Source organism: Rhodococcoides navarretei, from assembly GCF_038069675.1.
Classification (GTDB): Bacteria; Actinomycetota; Actinomycetes; order Mycobacteriales; family Mycobacteriaceae; genus Rhodococcoides; species Rhodococcoides navarretei.
Map to the genome: position 1 here is coordinate 4,403,780 of NZ_JBBPCN010000001.1, position 23,219 is coordinate 4,426,998.

The 23,219-nt window shown below is 65.1% G+C and carries 21 protein-coding genes; 8 read left to right on the forward strand and 13 right to left on the reverse strand.

Features of this window, described 5'->3' with window-relative positions; translation table 11 throughout:
* Positions 1–2 precede the first annotated feature (2 nt).
* The 3 genes from AABD04_RS20800 to istA form a co-directional block, all read right to left on the reverse strand.
* Positions 3–1,685: a Mu transposase C-terminal domain-containing protein gene (locus AABD04_RS20800; RefSeq protein ID WP_314145805.1), complete on the reverse strand. Its 1,683-nt coding sequence runs from the start codon at positions 1,683–1,685 to the stop codon at positions 3–5.
* Between the two features lie 286 nt (positions 1,686–1,971).
* Complete coding sequence (istB, locus tag AABD04_RS20805) at positions 1,972–2,742, reverse strand: IS21-like element helper ATPase IstB (RefSeq protein WP_094665458.1); 771 nt, start codon at positions 2,740–2,742, stop codon at positions 1,972–1,974.
* Positions 2,739–4,271 (reverse strand): IS21 family transposase, encoded by a 1,533-nt coding sequence (istA, locus tag AABD04_RS20810; protein WP_094665460.1) that lies wholly within the window; start codon positions 4,269–4,271, stop codon positions 2,739–2,741. The genes istB and istA overlap by 4 nt, the downstream gene beginning before the upstream one ends.
* A gap of 204 nt (positions 4,272–4,475) precedes the next feature.
* Between istA and AABD04_RS20815 the strand changes: the two genes are divergently transcribed.
* Positions 4,476–5,042, forward strand: a complete 567-nt coding sequence (locus AABD04_RS20815) for a bleomycin resistance protein (protein WP_341442306.1) — start codon at positions 4,476–4,478, stop codon at positions 5,040–5,042.
* Positions 5,043–5,137: 95 nt separating this feature from the next.
* Here the strand turns inward: AABD04_RS20815 and AABD04_RS20820 are convergent, their stop codons facing one another.
* The 6 genes from AABD04_RS20820 to AABD04_RS20845 all read right to left on the reverse strand — a co-directional run bounded on the left by AABD04_RS20820 (position 5,138) and on the right by AABD04_RS20845 (position 9,898).
* Positions 5,138–6,379: an Nramp family divalent metal transporter gene (locus AABD04_RS20820; RefSeq protein WP_094651183.1), complete on the reverse strand. Its 1,242-nt coding sequence runs from the start codon at positions 6,377–6,379 to the stop codon at positions 5,138–5,140.
* 99 nt (positions 6,380–6,478) lie between these two features.
* Positions 6,479–7,312 carry a cytochrome c biogenesis CcdA family protein gene (locus AABD04_RS20825; RefSeq protein ID WP_094650920.1) on the reverse strand — a complete coding sequence of 278 codons (834 nt, stop codon included), beginning with the start codon at positions 7,310–7,312 and terminating at the stop codon, positions 6,479–6,481.
* Entirely contained in the window at positions 7,309–7,941 is a 633-nt protein-coding gene (locus tag AABD04_RS20830) for a TlpA disulfide reductase family protein (RefSeq protein ID WP_128645990.1), read from the reverse strand. The genes AABD04_RS20825 and AABD04_RS20830 overlap by 4 nt, the downstream gene beginning before the upstream one ends.
* Positions 7,938–8,573, reverse strand: coding sequence for a TlpA family protein disulfide reductase (locus tag AABD04_RS20835; protein WP_341442307.1), 636 nt, complete (start codon positions 8,571–8,573; stop codon positions 7,938–7,940). The genes AABD04_RS20830 and AABD04_RS20835 overlap by 4 nt, the downstream gene beginning before the upstream one ends.
* Before the next feature lie 55 nt (positions 8,574–8,628).
* Positions 8,629–9,264 (reverse strand): vitamin K epoxide reductase family protein, encoded by a 636-nt coding sequence (locus AABD04_RS20840; RefSeq protein ID WP_094650922.1) that lies wholly within the window; start codon positions 9,262–9,264, stop codon positions 8,629–8,631.
* Positions 9,239–9,898 carry a DsbA family protein gene (locus tag AABD04_RS20845; protein WP_094650923.1) on the reverse strand — a complete coding sequence of 220 codons (660 nt, stop codon included), beginning with the start codon at positions 9,896–9,898 and terminating at the stop codon, positions 9,239–9,241. The genes AABD04_RS20840 and AABD04_RS20845 overlap by 26 nt, the downstream gene beginning before the upstream one ends.
* 135 nt (positions 9,899–10,033) lie before the next feature.
* Between AABD04_RS20845 and AABD04_RS20850 the strand changes: the two genes are divergently transcribed.
* The 3 genes from AABD04_RS20850 to AABD04_RS20860 are packed head-to-tail and all read left to right on the forward strand — an operon-like array spanning position 10,034 to position 12,980.
* A complete protein-coding gene (locus AABD04_RS20850) occupies positions 10,034–10,432 on the forward strand; it encodes an ArsR/SmtB family transcription factor (protein WP_094650924.1) in 399 nt (132 codons plus the stop codon).
* Positions 10,425–12,632: a heavy metal translocating P-type ATPase gene (locus tag AABD04_RS20855; RefSeq protein WP_094650925.1), complete on the forward strand. Its 2,208-nt coding sequence runs from the start codon at positions 10,425–10,427 to the stop codon at positions 12,630–12,632. Before AABD04_RS20850 ends, AABD04_RS20855 begins: the two co-directional genes overlap by 8 nt.
* A 6-nt stretch (positions 12,633–12,638) precedes the next feature.
* Entirely contained in the window at positions 12,639–12,980 is a 342-nt protein-coding gene (locus tag AABD04_RS20860; protein WP_256987778.1) for a DUF3703 domain-containing protein, read from the forward strand.
* Positions 12,981–12,989: 9 nt separating this feature from the next.
* On the opposite strand, the gene ccsB is transcribed toward AABD04_RS20860, so the two are convergent.
* Genes ccsB through lnt form a run of 3 tightly spaced genes read right to left on the reverse strand, consistent with a single transcriptional unit; the run spans position 12,990 to position 17,088 of the window.
* Complete coding sequence (gene ccsB / locus AABD04_RS20865) at positions 12,990–13,952, reverse strand: c-type cytochrome biogenesis protein CcsB (protein WP_094650926.1); 963 nt, start codon at positions 13,950–13,952, stop codon at positions 12,990–12,992.
* 4 nt (positions 13,953–13,956) lie between these two features.
* Complete coding sequence (gene resB, locus AABD04_RS20870) at positions 13,957–15,582, reverse strand: cytochrome c biogenesis protein ResB (protein ID WP_230074466.1); 1,626 nt, start codon at positions 15,580–15,582, stop codon at positions 13,957–13,959.
* 27 nt (positions 15,583–15,609) lie between these two features.
* Positions 15,610–17,088: an apolipoprotein N-acyltransferase gene (gene lnt, locus AABD04_RS20875; RefSeq protein ID WP_241260673.1), complete on the reverse strand. Its 1,479-nt coding sequence runs from the start codon at positions 17,086–17,088 to the stop codon at positions 15,610–15,612.
* A gap of 319 nt (positions 17,089–17,407) precedes the next feature.
* Between lnt and lspA the strand changes: the two genes are divergently transcribed.
* Both lspA and AABD04_RS20885 read left to right on the forward strand, forming a co-directional pair.
* Positions 17,408–17,923: a signal peptidase II gene (gene lspA, locus AABD04_RS20880; protein WP_052053813.1), complete on the forward strand. Its 516-nt coding sequence runs from the start codon at positions 17,408–17,410 to the stop codon at positions 17,921–17,923.
* Positions 17,924–18,128: 205 nt separating this feature from the next.
* Positions 18,129–18,542 (forward strand): Rieske (2Fe-2S) protein, encoded by a 414-nt coding sequence (locus tag AABD04_RS20885; RefSeq protein ID WP_057479439.1) that lies wholly within the window; start codon positions 18,129–18,131, stop codon positions 18,540–18,542.
* Between the two features lie 182 nt (positions 18,543–18,724).
* Here AABD04_RS20885 and AABD04_RS20890 read toward each other — a convergent pair whose 3' ends face one another.
* Positions 18,725–19,648: a cation diffusion facilitator family transporter gene (locus AABD04_RS20890; RefSeq protein WP_032370892.1), complete on the reverse strand. Its 924-nt coding sequence runs from the start codon at positions 19,646–19,648 to the stop codon at positions 18,725–18,727.
* 238 nt (positions 19,649–19,886) lie between these two features.
* Between AABD04_RS20890 and AABD04_RS20895 the strand changes: the two genes are divergently transcribed.
* Together AABD04_RS20895 and AABD04_RS20900 are read left to right on the forward strand one after the other, a co-directional pair.
* Complete coding sequence (locus AABD04_RS20895; protein WP_094650928.1) at positions 19,887–21,926, forward strand: cytochrome c oxidase assembly protein; 2,040 nt, start codon at positions 19,887–19,889, stop codon at positions 21,924–21,926.
* 495 nt (positions 21,927–22,421) lie between these two features.
* Positions 22,422–23,219 carry a M23 family metallopeptidase gene (locus tag AABD04_RS20900; RefSeq protein ID WP_094651186.1) on the forward strand — a complete coding sequence of 266 codons (798 nt, stop codon included), beginning with the start codon at positions 22,422–22,424 and terminating at the stop codon, positions 23,217–23,219.

Below are 23,219 nucleotides of genomic sequence, written 5' to 3' on the forward strand. Positions count from 1 at the left end.
TTTCACCACTCTTCGATGTCGTCGAATAGTGGAACCGACACGTCGTCGGTGCCTTGGCAGGGCTCGGGCGGGCTCTGCGCGGCCGGTGGTGTGGTGACGCTGCTCAGATGAGCACGGCGAGTGCGATTACGGCGGGCTCGCTTGGTGTCCCTCTGTGCAGAGGTGGCTATCTGACGCATCTTCTCGATCATCGCGAACAGAGCGTGTTCGTCGATAGTTGCTCGGCCGTGCTCTCGAAGACGCACCACCGCTGCCCGGTGTTCCCACGATGTCACCGCCGGATGTGACATCGTCCGGTACGGCACCTCGACATACCCGCCGCCGCTGTCGGGGTCCAGGACCCACACCCTGCTCAGATCTCGTGGATCACGGCGGATCACAAACTGGCCCAACTTCTCTCGCCTAGCGATCCACGGTTTCAGAGCGTTCGAGAAGTACTGGATGTGGTCGATGACGAACCCTGTCCGGGTCAGGCGACGCCGGATGACGGGAAGGAAGTCCACCAGGAATGCGGTCTCGCCCACCACTGTCGACGTCGATCGAGCAGTGTCGGCGTCGGTGCTGCTGGCCCACTGCGCAGCCGGGCTCCGGCTCAGGCCGGTGTGCACGTCCGCGTGATAGGCCGCGACCGCGAGGATCAGCCAGCGTTCCAATTCTCGTAAGGTCAGTGCTGCTGTGCCCTCTGAGTCGTAGCTGCCCCGCTGCGTTGGGTTCGAGAACGTGGTGCCGGGGAGTTCGTGGACCTGGGTCATGACGGTGCCGATGATGCGTTCGACGATCCCGCCGTAATGCGGCCGGCCGGGTGGTCGGTAGCCGAGGTCGATGCCGTGTTGCGCGCAACCACGCTGGAGCGCTTCACTTTTGAACTCGGCGGCGTTGTCGACATACAAGGCGCGCGGCTTTCCGGCCATCGGCCACCGCACATCCGCGCCGAGGCCCAGTGCGTCGATCCATACGCTCTTGTCCGAGCACACCCTGCCCAGACACAATCCGACCGACACTGCGGACGGCGGATCGAGTGTGACGACGAAGCCCGGCACGCAGCGGCTGAAGACATCGATAGCAATCGTGAGATATGGACGTCCGATCGGCACCCGGTCGTATTCATCGACGATCATCAGATCGACCACGGTGTGATCAATCTGGACTTGCTGGAGAACCGCCGTCACCGGCGGCGGGACATCGCCCGCGGACTGCCGCGATCGGGCGGCGTCCGGTCCGCCACGTGACCGTGCGACGCGGCCCGGGTGCATCGCTGCGATCCGCGCGGTGACTGTGTTGCGGGCTGGGATAGGGAATCCCGCACGGTGACAGGCGAGCGCGATACGTCGATGCAGTGCTGCGACACTGAGCTTCTGGCGAGCCAGAAACTCGCGGTTGATGTGCTCGGCGATCACTTCTTCCACCTCGGTCGGCATCCGAGAGCGGCCGCGCCCGCCTACAGGAGCGGAGACCAACAGATCTGTGACCGACCCTCCCCCATTCCGGAGCCTGGACAGCAGCACGTACACACGCCGCGGCGAGACCCCCAACTGCTGCGCTGCATCCTCCACCACTGCGGTACCGATCGAGGATCGATCCACTAGTTCGCTGAGCACTGCGAACCGTGACCGTGCCTGCTCCCACTGCTCCGCCGACGCGGTCAGCACACCAGTCTCGGCGACATCGAACTTGTCCGCGTCCATCGCAGCCTCCGAACGCCCGGCCTGCGTGACCGACCGATTGTGCAGTCCACTTCTGCACTCAGAATGTCAGAAGACGACTGCAATCGGAGGTAAAACCCCAGGAATTTATGACGCCCACTTCTGAAACTGACATGGGTAATCCTGTCAGTTTCAGGAGTGTCAATGGACATCGGGAAGTGACCACAGGCGGTCACGAGAACTGCCCATGGGTGGCCAACAAGAACTGACCGGTGGCGGACACGAATCTGCCCATGTCGGGTTTGTCCGCCACCGGTCGAGCATCATGTCAGGTCAAGGGTTTGACCCCCTGACCGTGCAGGGCTTGGGCGAGGCGGACCGAATCGCCGCTGGTTTGGCATAGGTGCGCGTGGTGCAGCAGCCGATCGACCGTTGCAGTGGCGAGGGTCTTGGGCATCAGTTCGTCGAACCCGCTCGGGTGAAGGTTCGAGGAGATCGCGACGGACTTGCGTTCGTAGGCTGCTTCGACGATTCGGTACAGCCCTTCGGCGGCATCGGTCCCGACGGGCAACAGCCCGACATCGTCGATCACGACGAGTTCGGCGCGCACGATCTTCGCGATCGCTTTGCCGAGTGAGTCGTCGGATCGGTGCGCGCGTACGAGGACCCCGATCTGCTCGAGGGTGAACCACGCGACCGGCATCCCCGCTTGGATCACGTTCTGTCCCAACGCTTCGAGGAAGAATGTCTTGCCTGTCCCGGCCGGCCCGCAGACCACCAGATTCTCGCGGCGATGCACCCATTCGAGGGTCTGCAGGGCATGCTGGGTGGGAAGCGGGATCGATGATGCGTTCTCGTCCCAGACCTCGAAGGTCTTCCCGGTGGGGAATCCCGCTGCTTTGCGGCGGGCGGTCAGCATCGATCGTGCCCGGCCGGCGGATTCCTCTGAGAGAAGCGCTTTGACGACCTCGGCGGGGTCCCAGCGTTGTGCTCGTGCGGTGGCGAGGACTTCGGCGGCGATGGACCTGGCATGCGGCAGGCGGAGTTGCCGCAGCAGCGTTTCGAGGTCGGTGGGGAGTTCCGCTGTGACGGTGTTCATCGCTGACCTTCGTTCGTCTCGTCGGCGGTTTTGTGTTCGATAGCGTTGCTGCCCAACAAGTTCCATCCTGATGTGCCTTGCGTGAGGGAGGTGGATTCGGATGCGCCGCGGCGGGTGAGGTCCATTCCCTTCGATGCGAGGATCGAGTCGAGGTCGCCGGTGGCGAAGCGGCCGTGCACCGCTGCGTGCCCGAGTGCCCAATCGACATCGCCCCGAACTCCGAGTCGCGCGAGATCGACCGCGTGCGACATTTTCAGGTATATCCGTTCGGTGCCGACCGCGGCGGCTTCCTTGAGCCATGTCGCGGCACCTTCCCCGATCGCGAGGAATTGCTGTTCGGATACTGTTCGCGCGCGGACGCTGTAGTCGCCGGGGATCCTCGGGTGATGTCCGGGGAAGTGGGCGTCGTCGATGGCGGGGCTGCCGGGTGTGGTGCGGGCGTGCCGGGCCACTTCGATCGGGCCACCGTCATCGAGAGCGCAGATGACGACCTCATCTGTCCCGTCGTGCAGTCTGACCCACACGCTCTGACCCAATAGTGTTGCTGGTGTCGAGTATTGGCAGTGATCAAAGGTGACCATCGGTGTGTTGTCGGGGACTCGGCGAGCGACTCCGAGGACTGCGGTGTGCGGCATGTCGGGGATACCGTGCAACTCGGGTCGTTCCTCGGCGAGCATCTCGTTCGGGACGCGGCGGGTGGCCCGATGTACTCGGGCGTTGATCTCGGTCATGAACGCCGTGCACGCGATTTCGACGTCGGCGAAGGTGGCGTACTGCTCGAGCAGGTTCGTCTCGGTGGGCACGATGTCGGCTTTGGCGAGTTTGACAGCGTTCTCCACTCCGCCTTTCGATGCAGGGTCCGCCGGTTGGCAGGTCAGCACGGTGATTCCGTAGTACCGACCGAAGGTGACCGCGGTGCGATTGCGGATCGGGACGCCGGCGACGTGGCCGGCGGTAACGGTCTTTTCGTTGTCGGTGAGCAGGTAGGTCGGTGCGCCGCCGATGATGCGGAAGACCCGGTCCAGGCCAGCGAAGACGCTCGCTGCGGTGCGGTCGCGTAGTGGGACCACGATGCGGTAGCGGCACCAGGCCAGCCAGGCGACGAGGAGCACGATCTTGCGGCCGTCGACGACCGGGCCGTCTCCGAAGTCGTACTGCAGCCACAGTCCTGGTTCGGTGATCCATGGCCGGTGCACTCTCGTATTGCCCAGTCTCCATTGGGTTTTGATTTCGGCGAGGGCGCGTCGAGTGGTGCGGTCGGCACCGGTGTAGCCGAGTGCGAGAAGTTTCTCGTGGGCTTTGTCGCCGCGGATCTTGCCCTTGGATTTGGAGACCCACTCTTCGAGGTATTCGAGCCAGTCGTCGGTGATTTTGGTTCGGTGGGTGGCCGGTGGCAGGCCGGCGTCTCGGTCTTCGACGGCCTTTTTCACGGTGTTGTGGGAGCAGCCGCACAAGTCTGCGGCGGCCCGCAATGATCCGGTCAGGTCGTATGCATTGAGTATGTCCATCAGTTCTCCGTCAGACTTCACGTGGTCTCTCCTGCGGTGGATTCGATACGGACTAGGCATCGGTATCGAAACCGCAGGAGAGGCCTCCTCGGCGCTGACGCGCCGAGAGGATGGGTGTGGTCTGGGCAGATTCGTGGCCACAGGCGGTCACATTCGTGGCCGCGAGTGGTCAGTTCTTATCGGCCGTCAGTGGGCATATTCATGGCCGCCTGTGGTCAGTTTTTCATGGCCGCCGACACAGGAGTCGCGTTCACTGTGTCAGAAGTCGAATGCACTGAGCGCCAGCAATTGAGGTGGGTTCGGCTCCTCTCCTCCGGCCCGTCGGCGTTAGTGTTGCCTATGAGCATGTCGAAAGTGGTACCTGCGCTGCCGGTACGAGACATCGACACCGCTGTAGAGATATACGTCCGCGCGTTCGGCTTCACGACCCGGTACACCGACCCGACTTTCGCGAGGCTTACCCGCGACGACGTCGAGATCCACTTGTGGGCCGCCGACGACGACAGCTGGAATACCCGTTCAGACCCTGCGGCATGGCCGGTATGCAGCGGAGCCGAGACGTTCCTTGCCGGCACAGCCAGCTGCCGCATCGCCGTGGACGAGATCAACGACCTTTACGCCGAGATGTCCCGCGCGGGAGTTCTCCATCCCGCAGACGCGGGTCGTCCCGTCTCGACGGACTGGGGAACGACGGAGTTCGCAACTGTCGACACCGACGGCAATCTGATCACTTTCCATACCAATGAAAAAAGCCAACACGAGCCCGCCACGGCAAGCAACGGCGCACCCTGACCCCACCCTCGAGCAGAAACTCGATGACCCGGACGCCCGTCGATGCGCTACGCGTGTGAAATAAGCGCATGCTCGACACGTCCACCCGCGCGCAGTCAGGCCACGGTCAGATAGATCAGTGCAATGTTGAGTGCGACGACGATTCCCGCGATGAGCCATGCCGCGTATGCCGTGATCCGGTGATTGACATCGCCGCCCATCAGGATGCGGTCCGAGGTGAACCGCACCAAGGGAATCAACGCAAACGGAATACCGAACGACAGCACGACCTGCGAGACGACCAGTGCCCGACTGGGGTCGACTCCTGCTGCCAGAATTGCCAGTGCGGGAACAAGTGTCACCAGTCGTCGCACCAGAATCGGAATGCGCTTACGTAGTAGCCCATCCATGATCATCGCGCCGGCGTACGCCCCGACCGATGTCGATGCAAGGCCCGAGGCCAGCAGGCCCACCGCGAACAGCAGTGCTACCACCGGCCCCAGAGTGTCCCCTACTGCTGCGTGGGCTCCTTCGATGGAATCGACGCCCTCGCGGCCCCCCAATGTCGATGCCGCCAACAGCAGCATCGACATGTTCACTGCACCGGCCAGCAGCATCGCCAACCCGACATCGATCCGGGTGATCCGCAACAACCGCTGACGGACAGGCCCTGCCTCGGGGTGTCCGTGCCGGTCACGTGCTAAACCGGAGTGCAGGTACACCGCGTGCGGCATGATCGTCGCACCGAGCATCGCGGCGGCGATCAACACGCTTTCCGCGCCGTCGAACCGCGGAATCAGACCGGCCGCGGCCTCGGTGAACGATGGCGGTTCCACGACGACGCTGGCAAGAAATCCGACGGCGATGACACCGAGTAGCCCGAGAATCACGAACTCGAAGGGCCGTTGGCCCCGGCGATCCTGGACCATCAGCAAGATCATCGATACGGCCCCGGTGATGAGGCCGCCGATCAGGAGCGGCAGGTCGAAGAGCAGGTAGAGGGCGATCGCACCGCCGACGATTTCGGCGAGGTCGGTCGCCATGGCGACCACTTCTGCTTGCCCCCAATATGCCAGTCGCACAGTCCTGCTCGACTTCTCGCGAACGACTTCGGGCAGTGTCATTCCGGTGACGATGCCGAGTTTGGCGGAGAGGAACTGGACGAGACCGGCCATCACGTTCGCGGCAACGATCACCCAGACCAGCAGGTATCCGAACTGCGCCCCGGCGCTGACGTTGGAGGCGACATTGCCGGGGTCGACGTAGGCGATCGCTGCGACGAAAGCGGGTCCGAGCAGAACGAGGCCCGACCGAAACCTCGAGGGCGGCCGAGACGATCGGCGCTGCAGCACAGACATGACCACACCCTCCGGCACCAACAGTATGTCAGGACCCTGAAAATATAGTTCGGCTACCCGAACAATGCAATGCGGCGTGGTGGTTCGGCGACATCTCGATCAGATGGGCAGGATCACTGCACTGACGAATTCGTTGCGGATCCAGGCGATGAACAATCCCCATACTCCGGTCAGCAGAGCGATGCCGACGGCGATCATGATGACACCGCCCGCGACCTTGATCTTCTGTGAGTTCCTCCGAAGCCACCCCACCCCGCGCATCGCCGAACTCGAACCGAACGCGAGGACGACGAACGGTAGGCCGAGCCCCATGCAGTACGCGACGATGAGAGTGACCCCGCGAGCTGCGGTTGCACCTTCGGTTCCTGCCGCAACAGACAGAACGCCGGCGAGGGTGGGACCCAGACACGGTGTCCAGCCGAGCGCGAACACACCGCCGAGCAGCGGCGCTCCAGCGAGGGACGAGATCTGCTGAGGTGCGAATCGGGTGTCGCGTTGCAGAACGGGTATCAATCCGATGAACGCCGCACCCATGATGATCGTGATGACGCCGCCGACTCGTTGGAGTACTTGCTCGTTGATGCGCAAGGTGCCGATGACTCCGAAGATCGAGGCTGTGGCGAGGACGAAGACGATCGTGAACCCGGCAACGAACAACGACGCTGCGCCGGCCACACGCCAGCGATTCGCCAGCTCCGTCGACGAGGTGCCGATGGTCGAGGTGCCGGGCGATCGGGTATCGGCTGATTGGGCGTCGGCACCGGCGATTCCTGCCAGGTAGGACAGGTATCCCGGCACCAGCGGCACCACGCAGGGTGAGGCGAACGAGACCAACCCGGCGAGCGTGCATGCCGCGATCGCGAGCAGCAGTGGCCCGCTCGATGCCGCGTTCTGGAAGGCCGACCCGATGTCCTGGGCGAGAAGAGTCGTCATTCCGCGGCTATCCGTTCGACGACGGGAAGGAGATCGTCGGTGAGCAGGGCGCGCATGAAGACCGCGGCCACGCGGTGCTGACGGTCGAGTACCAGCGTCGAGGGGATCACGCTGGTCGGGTAGTTCCCGCCGAGGGCGACCAGTGTCCGCATCGAAGGGTCGTAGATCGAGGGGTAGGAGACGTCGTTGTCGACGACGAAGTCCTGCGCTTTGTCCTTCTGTGGATCTCTGACGTTGAGACCGAGGAACTGCACGCCGCGCTCGCGGGTGGTCTCGTAGACCTCTTCGAGGTCGTCGGCTTCGCCGCGGCAGGGGCCACACCACTGACCCCAGAGATTGATCACCACCACCTTGCCGTCGTAGTCCGACAGAGCGGTCGTCTTGCCTTCCTCCATCAGATCGGGGCCGGCGAGTTCGCCTATGGTACCGCGTGTTTCGGGGGGATCGTAGACGATGTCGGTTCGACCGCCGGGGGCGACGAAGTCGAAGCTACCTCCCGTGGATGCAGCCTGTGCGCCGTCGGAGCATCCGGAGATCAGTAGTACGACGGCAAGAATCGATCCGATTGCCGCGGTGGGCGTGGTGCCTTGACGGCGCGCACCGACCCACACTGGTGGGAGACGTGTCATGAGGTGAAATCCTTTACTGCAGTGCGGATCTGGTCTGTCATCTCGAACACCGTCGGGTCGGTGACGCGCTCGATCGTTCCGTCCGGGCGGAGGAGAAAGCTCAAGGGAAGGACCGGCGGTGCCGAGAGCGCGTCCAGGACGCTGCCGCCGTCGATGTAGTTCGGATAGCGGACGCCCAGTTGCGTGACCAGCGCGGCCGCGTCCGCGGGCCGGTCCTCGACGTCGATTCCGATGACTGGGATCGCGTCGGGTTCTGCGGCGTAGGCATCGACTACCGGCATCTCGGTGCGGCACGGGCCGCACCAGGATGCCCACAGGTTGATCAACGTCACCTCACTGCCGAGAACGTCGGCGAGATCGGCATCGCTGTCGCTGTCGCTGCCGATGCAGCGCGCTATCACTCCCGCCAGCGGACCGCCTTCGCGCGGTACCGGCGGCGGACACAGCGGTAGCGCTGTTGCTCGTGCCGCGTCACCTGGTGGGCGGGACCGTGCGGGTTCGGATACGACCGGCGCGGCATTGTCGGCGATGGCCTCTGACGGGCCGCGCTCGATGCCACCGGATCGTGGCCACAGTGCCGCGATCATTGCGACCATAAGCACGAGCATCACCACCGTTCCGCTGCCTCTCATCGCTTCGACTGTCCGCACCGCGGGCACCGCGCACGAGGCGAACACATGTCGCCGGTCATAGCAGTGTCGACCAATACGACCAGAAGCGCTGTGCGATAAGAGCAATCACCGTCAGGTACCACACGGTCAGTGGAATCGAGTGATTGCGCATCAACACTCCCACCCACTGCCGCCGGCCCGCACTCGGAGCCCCGCGGTCGAGGTTGCGCAGCGTGACGTACCAGAAGATCGGTACGGTGACCGCCCACACCGCCATGCAGTACGGGCACAGGGCGCCGATGTCGTACAGGCTCTGCGCGATCAGCCAGTGCACGAAGACTGCGGCAGCAGTGACACCGACCTGCATCGCACCCCAGAACCACTGTGCGAACACCGCACCGGCGAGAAGGCCGGCACCCACTGCCGCCACGACGGCGAAGCCTGCGATCCCGAGAAGGGAATTGGGAAATCCGAACGCAGACGCCTGCGGGGTGTCCATCACCGATCCGCAGTTGAGCACCGGGTTGATGCTGCAGGTCGGGGCGTAGGCGGGATCGAGCGCCAGAGCGAACTTCTCCACTGTGAGCACGAACGCGGCGGTCAGTCCGATCAGGCCGCCCACCAACAGCAGCCAGGGCAGGCTTCGAGCGAACGGTCCGCTGCGTCGGGTGAGAGCGGCTGCGGGGTCAGCCGAGTGCAGCGTCGAGGGCATCGGCGAGGTCTCCGTACGTGGTGGGTTCGATCTTGGTGCCGTTGAGGAAGAACGTCGGTGTGCCCTGCACGCCGAGCGCGATCCCGTCCGCGACGTCGGCCTCGATGCGCGCGAGCGTCGCAGGGTCGGTGTAGGCGGCATCGAAGGCGCTCATGTCGAGCCCTTGCTCGACGGCGAAGCTGCGGAACAACTCGTCCTGCGGAACCTGCTGTTCGCCCCACTGCGCCTGCGTTTCGTACATGCGTTGATACATGGCCTCGAATCCGCCCTGCTGGGCCGCGGCTTCGACTGCGCGTGCGGCTCGTTCGGCATTGAAGTGGGAGGCGATGGGAAAGTAGCGGGCCACGAAGCTCACCCGGTCGCCGTACTCTTCACGCAATTGCTCGATCGCCGGGTAGGCCGATCGGCAGGCCTCGCACTCGAAGTCGAGGAACTCCACGAACGTGACCCGGCCGTCGGGCACCGAGTTCAACCGATGACTGTTCTCGCGCACCGCAATCGAGGCAGGGTCGGTCGCGGCCTGCTCGGCGGCGGCAGCATCGGGGGACCCCGATCGATCCACCATCAGAAATACAGCCAACGCGGCGGCGAACACGATCACCAGGGACAAGGAAATCTTCAACGCTCGGCTCATACAACTACCTTCTCGATTCGTTCGGACTGATCAATGGGCCCGATATGGGCGTTTCGACTCGTTATGACACTAACAATCGTACGAACGTTGACCAAAGCCCTTCCCTAACGATCGCATGATTGTTAGATTGTGACCATGGCCTTGGAACCTCTGGACTCGTGCGATCTGTTGTGTATGGACCTCCCTCACGCCGAGAGGGTTCGCGCTACTCTGCCCGCGCTCGGCGATATCGAACCCGTCGCCGACGCTGCCCGAGCATTCGGCGACCCCACCCGACTGACCATCGCGCTCGCGTTGAACGCCGGCGGGCAGATGTGCGGCTGCGACATCGCGTGGATCGTGGGACAGAGCCAGAAGCTGGTCTCCCACCATCTCCGCAAACTCAAAGCCGCGGACGCCGTCACATCGAACAGAGAGGGAAAGTTGGTCATGTATGCGCTCACCGACCGCGGCACCCGACTGCTCGCGACACTGACCGAGGTACTGCCCACCGCCTCGACCGCCACTGATCTCACCGGGGTAGATCATGGTTGACGCGTGCTGCGGACCTACCCCGGCAGCGCCGACCACCGAATCCACTGCTGACGGTGCGGGCACGGGAGGTCCGGCTCCGACCGATGCACTCCCGAGGTTGTGGCAGGTCCGCGAGCTGCAACTCGCGTCGGCCGCCGCGATCATCCTGGGCGCATCGTGGTTGCTCGGTCGAACGGGTGCCGATGCGGTTGCGACCGTCGGCGCTCTGATCGCTGCCGCGATCGCCGCCGTCACCTTCGTTCCCGCGACGGTGAGAAATCTGCGACACGGACGCATCGGTGTCGGCACGCTGATGACGATCGCGCTCCTCGGTGCCATCGCATTGGGCCAGATCCCCGAGGCCGCGATGCTCGGTATCTTGTTCTCCGTCGCCGAGGGACTCGAGGAATACGCGGTCACCAAGACCCGCCGCGGACTGCGCGCACTCCTGTCGTTGGTGCCGCCGACGGTATCTGTCCTGCGCGGTGGAACCGAGCAGGCCCTGTCCCCCGACGAGGTCGTGATCGGGGACATCATGGTGCTGCGGCCGGGTGAGCGAGCTGCCACGGACGGCACCATCGCTCGCGGTTCGACGAATCTGGACGTGTCTGCGATCACCGGCGAGTCCGTGCCCATCGAAGCCGGTGTCGGTGACGAGGTGCATGCCGGTGCCATCAACGGCGGCGGGGCCATCGAGGTCACCGTCACCGCGCCGGCATCGGAGAGTTCGCTTGCTCGCATCGTCCGCATCGTCGAACAGGCCCAGGACCGCAAAGGGGCCGGCCAACGGCTGGCGGACCGTATCGCACGTCCGCTCGTGCCCTCGATCATGATTCTCGCCGTACTCGTCGCTGGCGTCGGTGCGGTGCTCGGTGACCCCATGTTGTGGCTCGAACGCGCACTGGTGGTCCTGGTCGCGGCATCACCGTGCGCGTTGGCCATCTCGGTGCCGCTGTCGGTGGTGGCGGCGATCGGGGCTGCGAGCCGCAACGGGGCATTGATCAAAGGCGGTGCAGCAGTGGAAGAGCTGGGCCGCATTCGCGTCGTCGCCTTGGACAAGACCGGCACCCTCACCGCAGGACGACCGGAGGTCGTCGACGTCGTCACCGCTGCGGGAATCAGCCGCGACGACGCGCTGGCCGTTGCTGCTGCGCTCGAAGCGCGCAGCGAGCATCCACTCGCCCGCGCCGTACTGGCCTCCGTATCAACCGTCGCGGCAGCCGATGATGTCACTGCCATCGCCGGGCACGGCCTGACCGGCACCCTCGACGGAGCCCCGATCAGGCTCGGGAAACCGAGCTGGTTCGACACACACCCCAGCTCCGAGGAGTTCCACGCCGACGTCGCTCGTCTCCAAAGCAGCGGTGCCACAGTCGTTCTCGTCGAACGCGCCGGAGTTCTGATCGCTGCGATCGCCGTCCGCGACGAACTGCGGCCCGAGGCCGCCGAGGCTGTCCGCCAACTCACCGCGCTCGGTATCGACACTGCGATGCTCACCGGCGACAACGCGCTCACTGCGCAGGCCCTGGCGACCCAGGCGGGCATCACCGCCGTCCACGCCGAACTACTGCCCGAGGACAAAGCGGCCCTGCTGACCGACATCGCGGCCGGACGCAAGATTGCCATGGTCGGCGACGGCATCAACGACGCTCCTGCCTTGGCGACCGCAGATGTCGGGATCGCCATGGGCGCGATGGGAACCGACGTTGCCATCGAGACCGCCGATGTTGCCCTCATGGGTGAGGACCTCCGGCATCTACCGCAGGTGCTGGCCCACGCTCGACGCGCCCGGCGCATCATGATCGAGAACATCGCCTTGTCGATTGCCATCATCGGCGTGCTCGTCCCACTGGCTGCTACCGGTGTCCTGGGCTTGGCCACCGTGGTGCTCGTCCACGAACTCGCCGAAGTCCTGGTCATAGCCAATGCGATTCGCGCCGCCCGCACCACCCCCTTGGACGGTTTCGTGCCCCCGCCCGCGGCGTCCGGTGCCCTCAACGTCACGATCGCACCCGCAGCGGCCTTCGAGGATGCCTGCTGCGCTCCGGCTCCGACGCCGAGGAACACCGCACCTCTCGCATCTGGGAACCCACTGGCCTCCACCACCACAACGTCACCATCGGCGATCGGAGCAGACGATGGCAGCTCCGGGTGCTCGGATGGATGTACCTGCTGCACATCGACCCCCGCGCACGGCGAACTCTTCCGCGGACAGCGGTAGAGACCTGTGAGAGGTGATCGAACTGCACGCAGGCTCTACGAGATCGAAATGACCGCAGCAGCAGGGGCATCGACAACAGAGGTGCGCTGGTACCACCTCGAACGAGCACACATCCTCTCGCAGCCCTATCCGTGGTTGCATACTCGCAACCACGCCGCGATGTTGAAAGCTGCGGTGACAGAACATGATCGGCGCGAATCCTGGGGCCAGTTGATTCGGATCGTGGTCGCTGCTCCAGGATCGTGGTCGGGGCGATACCCGGCCGGTAACACCGGCCGGGTCGAGGCGGGACTGATGTCGCCGATGCCCATTCCGCAGGACCTTGCGGACGCGCTGGGGGGCACGTAGCGGGAGTCATCAGTTCAGGCCTGCGTAGGAGTGCAGGCCGGAGACGACCATGTTGATGATGAACAGGTTGAACAGCATCGCCACGAATCCGGCGATGTTGATCCATGCTGCGCGGGTGTTGCGCCATCCGCTGGTGGCGCGGGCGTGCAGGTAGGAGGCGTAGACGATCCAGGTGATGAAGGAGACCGTTTCTTTCGGGTCCCAGCCCCAGAATCGGCCCCATGCGGCTTCGGCCCAAATGGCACCGAGGATGACGCCGACGCCGAAGAGTGGAAATGCGAAGATCGTGGTCTTGTACGCCAGGATGTCCAGTGTCTGCGCGGAAGGCAGACGGGCGACGATTCGGCTCATTCTGCTCCCCGAGGCCTCGGGATGCTTCATGCGGATCAGGAACAGCGCGCTCGCAACCCCGGAGATCAAGAACACCCCGCTGCCGAGCGAGACGATCGAGACGTGCACCGGCAGCCAGTACGACTGCAGTGCCGGTACCACCGGTGCTGCGTCGGCGTACAGCACGGTGCCGGCGACGAACAGGAGGATCAACGTCGGCACCAGGACGAACAACCACAGGGTGCGCAGTTGCTTGGAGCGCAGCACCACCAGTGCAGCCAGTACACCGGCCGCGCAGGTGACCGAGACGAATTCGTACATGTTGCCCCACGGCGGCCTGCTGGCGGCGATCCCGCGAAGAACGATCGACCCGACATGCAACGTCAGCGCCACCATCACCAGCCCGAGTCCGGTACGGCCCATGCGTTCGGACGGAACCCGCCGGGGTGCGTCGGGAATGCGTCCGGGCGTCGTCGATGTCACTGCGATCACCCGCGTGCGCAGTCGCTCCATATTGTGCAGCTCCGCGCTACGGGTCGACGCGAGCTGGCCGAGGAATGCGATTGCTGCGAGGAGATAGACCACGAAGGCGGTCTCGAAGCTGATGTCGCTCCAACGAGCGAGGGTGTCGTCGATCGGCATGGTGCTACACCGTTTCTCTGTCGTGGGTCTCGGAGTCGCTCGGGGTTGTCTGCGGCCAGATCTGTGACCGGAGGGTCTGGAATTCGGGTCCCCAGCCGGCGTGATCGGTGCGAGCCAGGCCGCCCATGTCCACTCGCGAGAGTCCGTGTTCGCCAAGGTGGGCCCGGAACCAGACGCGCCGGCGTGTGATGACCAGGGACACCAGCAGTCCGGTCATCATCGTGACCGCGAACACGAGGACCCACCGCTGCGCGGGGTCGTATCCGACCTGGAGATTCGCGAATTCCTTGGCACCGTCGAACCGGACGAGGGTGCCGTCGGAGAGGGTTGTCGATTCTCCGGGCCGCAGGTTGACCCGGTCCTGCTTGACCAGCCGGCCCTGGTTGATCATCTCCTGGTCCAGGGAGAAGATCGACTGCGGGATGCCGGTGTCGAGACCGGTGTCGCCCTTGTAGATGTCCACTGCCACAGCGGGATCGACCAATTCCGGGAAGCGGGAGGAGAGCAGATTTCCGTTGAATTGCGCGGTGGGCGCGAAGAGTCCTTCGATGGCGATCTGGCCTCGGCGGCGTTCGTCGGCGGTGGCGTAGGTCCCCCCGGGTGGGTCGAATCGCAGCGCGCCGCTGCTGAGGAACGTGGTGGCGTCGTCGGGGCGGAACTGCAGGGCTTCGGTGCGGGTCTGGCCGTCGGGGAAGGTGACGGTGAATTCGGGGGCGTAGCCGTGTCCGGTGAGGTATATGCGTTCGTCGCCGAGCCGGAGGGGTTCGTTGACTTTGAGTTGATAGTCGCGCCAGGTGTCGGCGGCGATGTCGTCGGCGCTCTGGTAGGAGATGTTCGAGGTGAACATCTCGGCCTGACCGTTCTCGAGGTAGTCGGCGGTGAAGTCCTTGACCCGGATACAGAACGGCTCGAGTCCGGTGCCGTCGGTGCTGTTGCCGGCGCGGAAGGAGTCGTAGACGGCGGGAGAGGTGTTGCAGAAACCGGGTCCGTTGTCGGCGATGACGATGACCGAGCCTTCGTAGCCGAACAGTTTGCCGATGGCGATAGCGGCGAGCAGGCCGATCAGCGAGAAGTGGAAGAGCAAGTTCCCGGCTTCGCGGGTGTAGCCCTTCTCGGCCGAGAGAGTCAGTGCGCCATCGGGCTCGGGTCGAACGACGGTGCGCCACCCTTTCAAGTGCGGCGCGATGTCGGCGATCACCTTCTCGGGGTCGCCGGCGAGGGTGCCCGAATGATGCAACGGTAGTCGGGTGAGGTTTCGAGGCACTCGAACAGGTTGTGCGCGAAGAGCTTTGCCGTGCTCGATCAACCGGGGAGTCAGACAGCCGATCAGGGACACGAACAGCAGGACGTAGATCGCGGTGAACCAGGAACTTGCGAACACGTCGAACAGTTCCAGCGTGTCCATCACCGGCCCGAGAGCCGGGCGCGCGGCGATGTAGGCATCGACGGCCTGGGTATTGAGATTGCGCTGCGGCAGCAAAGCGCCGGGGATTGCTGCGGCGGCGAGGAGGAACAGCAGCACCAGCGCTGTACGCATCGACGTCAGTTGTCGCCACCGGTTGCGCAGCATCGCCACTGTTCTGCGCACCAGTCCCGGCGAGTGGGCACGGGGGTGTTCGTCGATCGTCATCTCCGCACGCCCTTCACCGACCACCATCTAAATACTACGCGACATAGTAGTTTGGGGGTTCGGTGTGGTGGAGCGTGGTCGGCGCAGCAGCGAGAACGCCAGTGCCGCAACAACGCCGGTGGCGGCAATCCATTCCGGAACGCTGCCGGTGATCGTCGCCGGGGTGAGCGTGGTACTCAGCGAGACCTCGGTGACGACAGCTGCGGGGGTGAACAGCTCCGTGCGCTCGACGACCTCCCCGCGTGCATCGATGACGGCGCTGACTCCGCTGGTGGCCGAAACGACGACGCTGCGCCCGTGTTCGACCGCTCGTACCCGCGACATGGCGAGTTGTTGATAGGTCATGTTCGTCCGACCGAAGGTGGCGTTGTTGGTGGGCACTGCGATCAGCTGGGCACCGGCGCGAACGGAGTCGGTGAGCAACGAGTCGAAGGCGACCTCGTAGCAGGTGGCCACCGCCACGGGCACTCCGGCGACGTCGACGACACCGTCACCCTGACCCGGAACGAAGCGTCCTGCTTGGGCGGCGTAGGGAGAGAGTGCGGTGACGATCGTGCGGAGCGGCAGGTACTCCCCGAACGGCACCAGTTGCCGCTTGTCGTGCATCTGTCCGGGCCCGGTGGCGGGATCCCACACGATCGAGGTGTTGCTCGTGGTGCCGTCGCCCTGGCGTAGTACTGTGCCGACGAGAATGGGCACACCGACGGCGCGGGCTGCGGCGTCGATTCGTGCGGCGGCATCGGGGTTGCGCAGGGGATCGATGTCGGAGGAGTTCTCCGGCCAGATGACCAGATCGGGTGCGCGTACGCGGCCGGAGTCGATGTCGTCGGCGAGCTCGATGGTGCGCTGAACGTGGTTGTCGAGCACTGCTCGTCGTTGGGCGTTGAAGTCGAGACCGAGCCGCGGCACGTTGCCTTGCACCAAGGCGACGGTGACCCTGTCCTGCGGCGGCGGAGCGAACAGTGGGGCCACCACCGTGAGCGCCCCTACAGCAGTGGCCGCACCGATGCACGACGCTGCTGCAGTTCTGCGGGTGATGCGATCGGAAGCGATGGCACCGGCCAGAGCGGACCCGATCAGCACCACGACGAACGACAACCCCGGCGCGCCGATCAACGCAGCCAGAGGCAGCAGCGGACCGTCGGATTGACCGAATGCGATGCGGCCCCAGGGGAATCCGCCGAACGGGATCCGAGATCGTGCCGCTTCAATCGCCACCCAGGCGCTCGCCACCCAGACCGGCCCCCACGGCAGTCGCGACATCCGATCCGCCACTGCGCCGAACATCGCCACGAAGAGGGCTTGAACGACAGCCAGCGCCAGCCACGGCACCGATCCGACATACTCCCCCACCCACGGCAGCAGAGGCACGAAGAACGCCGAGCCGGCAACGAAGCCGTAGCCGGCCCCCGCACGCGCCCCTCGCCCGCACACAGCCAACAGCAGCATTGCAATTGCTACCGGAGCGAGAAACCACAGATCTAGGGGCGGGAACGTGGCGTACATCGCCAGCCCCGAAGTTGCCGCTGCGGTCAGACGTGCCCAGGTTCGGGGCCCTTCACCTCGACTTGTCCGATACAGCCGCCACACTCGACCTCGGTCGACGCAGGACGGTCCGGGCCCGGGTTCGGCATCGGGCATCGCCCTCATGACGAGGGTGCCGCCGCCCTCACGGCGACACGACGCATCGGGTGGCGGAGAAATCGACGGTATTCATCAACTACTATGGTGCATAGTATTTCAAGTGTTGGCAAATCCGGGGTCACCTGCACCGTCTGCGGTGCACCCGGACGCACGCACGGTGTACACCCGAGAACGAGGACCAGTGACCCGCTCCCCCATCGCCACCGCTCGGCTCCGCGCCGCCGCAACCGCCCTTGTCCTGGCTCTGGTCGCTGCCGCTCTACTGGTCGACTACTGGGCGCAGGCGGCGTTGCCCGGCTCGACGATTCCGCTGCGGATACTCGAGCTGCGACTGGCCTTCAATCGCGGAATGGCGTTCAGCCTGGGTGATTCTCTGCCCGTGTGGGTCGTCGTCGCCGTGACGGCGTCGATCACCACCGGGTTGGCGATCTACGGGTGGCGTACCGCGCCTCACGCGGGTCCGGTCACCACGGCAGCGCTGTCGTTGGTCCTCGCCGGTGCACTCTCGAATGTCCTCGACCGGCTCCTCGACGGCGCGGTCACCGATTACTTTCACACCGGTTGGTGGCCGACATTCAACCTCGCCGACATCTACATCACCTGCGGGGTGGTGCTGATGATCGGGGCGGCACTGTTCACGCGAGAGGCCACAAAGATTACCCCTCGGCCCGCAGTGCCCGACAGCGCCGAATCGTGAACTTGCATGAGATACCTCGGTGCTCGAATCGAATGCCCTGCAGTGCAGACACATTCGCGACAGGACAATCATGCTGATTCGCTCGAACAGTGAGAGTGATCGACACCGGAACGGCTCGAAACATATTCGACCACAACCACCGACAAGCGATCGTCGCCTCTCGCTCACCGAGGCGCACCGAGGCGCACCGAGGGGAACCTGCTGCATGAGCGACAACATCCCGGCGCTACCGCGCCGTATTTTTCTCGCTACGAGCTGCGCTACAGCGTGCCTGGCTGCCGCCGGATGCAGCGTCGGCGAAGCCCCGTCCGGTGAGGACACCGCTTCCGACGGTCCCATCACCTTGTCGGTGAACGATGTTCCTGTCGGCGGTGGAATCGTGCTCGCCGACCGGCAGGTCGTCGTCACCCAACCGGAACCCGGTACCTTCCGGGCCTTCTCGGCTATCTGTTCTCACCAAGGGTGCACAGTGAACCGAGTCCGCAACGGCACGATCGAGTGCCCCTGCCACAACAGTGCCTTCTCGATCACCGACGGGGTGGTCGTGCGCAGCCCCGCTACCGAGCCACTGCCGAACCGCGCCGTGACCAGAACCGTAGATACCCTCACAGTCGACTGATCCATCACCGGGCGGCCGAACATGCGAGGTGGACGGGTTCGGGGTGAACGGTGTCGACCGGGCCGATGTGCGGCAATCGAGGACCCACTCTGTGCCCCCACCCGACTGGTGCCGGTTCCGGTACATCGCTGCCGTGTCGACGACAGCACGGCGTGCCGATCTCGCACCGGGTCGAGACCTGCCTACCAATTGACCTCTCGGCAACGGCCTTCGCCTTCCTGGGGTTCGACCTGCACAGTGGCGTGCTCGAGACCGAACTCGTCGCGGAGAACCTGCTGCGCTGCAGCGAGCACCCGGGGTGTCTCGGCCTCCGGGGCGACCGTCAGATGCGCCGAAGCGACCTCCATCCCCGACGTCAGTGTCCAGATGTGCAGATCGTGTACCTCTTCGACATCGTCGACACCGGTCAGGGCCTTTTCCACGGCGGCGACATCGATGCCCGACGGAGCGTGTTGCAGCAGAATTCGTACGGCATGACGCCCCAGAGTGAATGCACGCGGCAAAACGAACAACCCGATGGCGACCGCGATGACCGGGTCGGCGTACCGCCACCCGAACACGACGGTGACCAGTCCGCTGACGAGCACTCCGATCGAGCCGAGCATGTCCGCCATCACCTCCAGATACGCACCCCGAACATTGAGGCTCTCTTTCGCACCACTACGCAGAAGGAGGAACGCGATGAGGTTCATGGCCAGACCGAGCAGTGCCACCAACATGACCGGAATCCCGGGCACCTCCGGTGGGTTCGTGATGCGTTGCGCGGCTTCGTAGAGAATCCACCCAGCGACACCGAAGAGCAGCACTGCATTGAACAGAGCCGCGAACACTTCGGCTCGATACAGTCCGAACGTGCGGCCGGTCTTGCGAGACTGCCGCTGTGCGAGTGTGATTGCCACGATCGCCATCAAGACCCCGAACACGTCGGTGAACACGTGCGCGGAATCGGACAACAACGCCAGCGACGAGGTGGACAGACCCACTACCACCTGCGTCACCAACGTAACCGCCCCGAGACCGACAGCGATCCACAGTCGCCCGAGGTGCTTACCGGATGCGCTCGCCGGCGATCCCGGCTCTATCCCGTGGCCATGTCCGTGTCCCATCGTGGGTACCCCTTCTCGGCGTGGTTCGATAGCAGGAACACAACATATTGCGATATGCGCATATATGCAAGTGTCGTGTTCGCTGGAAGCTGCTGCCCGCGCGGCCGCACTGCGTCGGCGCAGAACTATGATTCGTAGTAGTTCGATCTCGGTTGCGCGACTTGGTGGCGCAGCCGTGCCGATATTGCCGGCCGACAGTTTTCCCGCCACACATCATCCACGTAAGGGGTGCCGCGTCATGGCCACCGACGACATGGCCACCGAAGCCGCACTCTCGACCCGCGGTCCGGTGAATCGACGCTCCGGTTCGCAGGTGATGCTGCTGTGGGCCGCGATCGCGGCAGTGGTGGCCGCTGTGCTCGCGGCGTTGTCGACGTCGCAGGCGCTGATTCTGCTCGGGCTTCCCGATCCGGGACCGATCACGACCTACGGTATTCCGGCGCTGACCGCGCTCGGAGAGGTAGCCGCGGTCGTGGCGGTGGGGTCGTTGCTTCTCGCAGCGTTCCTCGTTCCTCCCCAAATGTCGGGTGTGCTCGCCATCGACGGGTACATCGCCGTCCGCACCGCGGCGAAGGCCTCCGCAGTGTGGGCGGTGTGCGCGGCGGCGTTGGTGCCGCTGACGCTCTCGGACGCGTCGGGTCAACCTGTCGGATCCGTTGCGGCGCAACCGGTGCAGTTCCTCGGTGCGATCGGCGATGTCGAGGCCTCCACTGCATGGGCCATCACCTCTGCGGTCGCGGCGATCACCGCCGCAGCATGCGCGGCGGTGTTGCGGCATCGGTGGACCCCCGCCTTGTTCGCCCTGTCGATGCTCGCGTTGATCCCGCGCGCGGTCACCGGCCACTCCTCGACCGGCGGCAATCACGACATCGCGACGAACTCGTTGATTCTGCACATCCTCGCTGCCGCTCTGTGGGTGGGCGGACTCCTCGCACTTCTCGCTCATGCGCTGCGCGGGGGTGGACACCTTGCCGTCGCGACCCGCCGCTATTCGACGCTCGCTCTGGTTGCGTTCGTGATCATGGCGGTCTCCGGAGTGGTCAACGCTGCCGTGCGTGTACCCGTGACGTCGCTGTGGGATTCGACGTACGGCGCTCTGATACTGGCGAAGATCGCAGCCCTGGCGATCGTGGGGACCCTCGGGTGGATACAGCGACGACGAACGGTCGGCGCTCTGGCTCACAATCCCGAGAACCGCAGATCCCTGATCACGTTGTCGATGATCGAGACCCTCGTTCTCGTCACCACAGTGGGCCTGGCGGTTGCACTCGGTCGCACTCCCCCGCCCCCGCCGCAGGACGCCTCGCTACCTCAGGCGCACGAAGAGGCCTTGGGCTACGTGTTGGACGGCCCGCCCACCGCTGCGCGGTTGGCGTTCGAGTGGCGTTTCGACCTGGTGTTCGGCTCCGCTGCGGTGATCGCGGCCGTCCTGTACCTGGTGGCCGTGCGGCGCCGCCGGCGGGTAGGCCTGCCATGGCAGAGGCGGTGGACAGCGAGCTGGTTGATGGGCACTGCGGTGCTGCTCGTGGCGACCTCGTCCGGGGTCGGGCTCTACAGCCCGGCGATGTTCAGCGTGCACATGGCGGGACTGACCGCGGTCGCCATCGCCGTGCCGTTGCTGTTGGTCCTCGGCCGACCGGCCACCTTGTTCGCCTCGGTCCTGCCGACCGCGCCGGCAGCCGACGCACCGGGCTCGCGCGAATGGCTCCGGGCTGCATGGCACAGCCGAGCAGCCCGGATCGCGATCCACCCGTGGGTCAGCACCACGGTGTTCCTGAGCAGCTTCTACCTGATCTACCCCGGCGGAGTGTTCGACACCGTCGCCGACTCGCATGTGGCACACATGGTGATGAAGGGCTGGTTCCTGACCGTCGGGATGGTGATGTTCTGGGGCACGGTCGGCGAAGACCCGGTACCGAGACCGATCGCGGGACTGACGAAGTTGCTCGCGAGTATCACCGCGTTGGCCGGGTTCGCATTCTTCCTCGTCGTGACGATCGATCTCGAGACCGCGCTCGGAGCGAGCTTCTACAGCGGACTGCGTCTGGATTGGAACGCAGACCTGCTGGCCGACCAGCGGCGCGGCGGCACTCTTGCGTGGGGCATCGGCGAGTTGCCGTTGCTCGCTGCCGCGGTTCTCGCCGCGGTCCGGTGGTCGGCGGCCGACGAGAGCGCGGCACGGCAACGAGATCGCCGAATCGACGATCAAGGTGATACCGAACTCGAGGCGTACAACACCATGCTCGGTGGCCTGTCCTCTCGGCGCGATCACCCCTGATACCCGAAGAATCCGTTCTCGGTCAGGGACGCCGTAGCCCGCGGGATGTCCTCCGAGGACCGTGACCAGCGGTATGGGCGAATCCGGGTCGAGTGGGATGGAAAAACTATGCTCGATAGTAGTAACCTGTGGCCTGACCGTCACCATTTCGTTATCTCGAGCGAGGCCTCGGCCTCGTAGCCACCAAGGATTGTGATCTTGGCCCGACACCGCACACCCGATCCGATCGACGACGACTGCGCAGCGCCGGCGCGCGGCGGCGTGATCTCGATGCCCGTCGGCACCAGGCCGACGGCGCTCACCGATCGCCCCCGTCATCGACGGGCCGAGTTCGCACCCTCACGTTTTGTGACCGAGTCGCCCGCCGATGCCGGGTACTCCGACACTCTGCCGGAGGACGAGCACACGCCCTCGGCGCTGACGCCCGCACCGGATGGAACCGTTCACGCGGTCAGCGACGCCTGGGACACCGCGGCCGCGGACACTACCGCGTCGATGTGGGCGGCGCACGTGGCCGGTCCGGACGAGACGACACACGGCGAGGTCGACCGCGGCGTAGTCCAGCCCGTGTCGCGAAGTGCTCGCCGCGGACTTCATCGCCGCCGGGTGCCGAAGCCGGGTGGCCGCGCCATCGCTGCGTCGGTCGCGGTCGGTGCCTTTCTTTCCGCGGCAGCGACGGCTCCGAACACCGGGTCGCAGGACAGTGTGGCGCTCAGCGCCGCGAGTATCGATCGACCTCCCGCCGGCGTCCTGCCGCCGAGCCCGGTCGTTGCCTCACCCCCGCAGGTGTTGCAGTTGCCCGATCTCGATGTCGGCCGACTCGCGCAGCGCATGACCGAGCAACTCGCCGAGGGGGGAGTTCGGGCGGCGGAGCGCGCTGCACGCGATGCCGAGGCGCGCCGCCCGCTCTCGGTGGTGCCGGTGTCTGGCACATTGACCTCCGGTTCTGGGCCACGTTGGGGGACAACGCATTACGGACTCGACATCGCCAACACGATCGGGACGCCGATCGTATCGGTGACCGACGGCGAGGTCATCGAATCAGGGCCGGCGCAAGGGTTCGGCCTGTGGGTGCGAATTCGTCAGGACGACGGCACGATCGGGGTGTACGGGCACATAGACCAGGCGCTCGTCACCGCCGGTCAACGTGTGAAAGCCGGCGAGCTCATTGCTACGGTAGGCAACCGAGGCCAATCCACCGGACCCCACCTGCATTACGAAGTGTGGCAACCCGACGGTGCCAAGTCCGACCCGACGGCGTGGCTGTCGGCACGCGGAGTCGATATCAGCTGA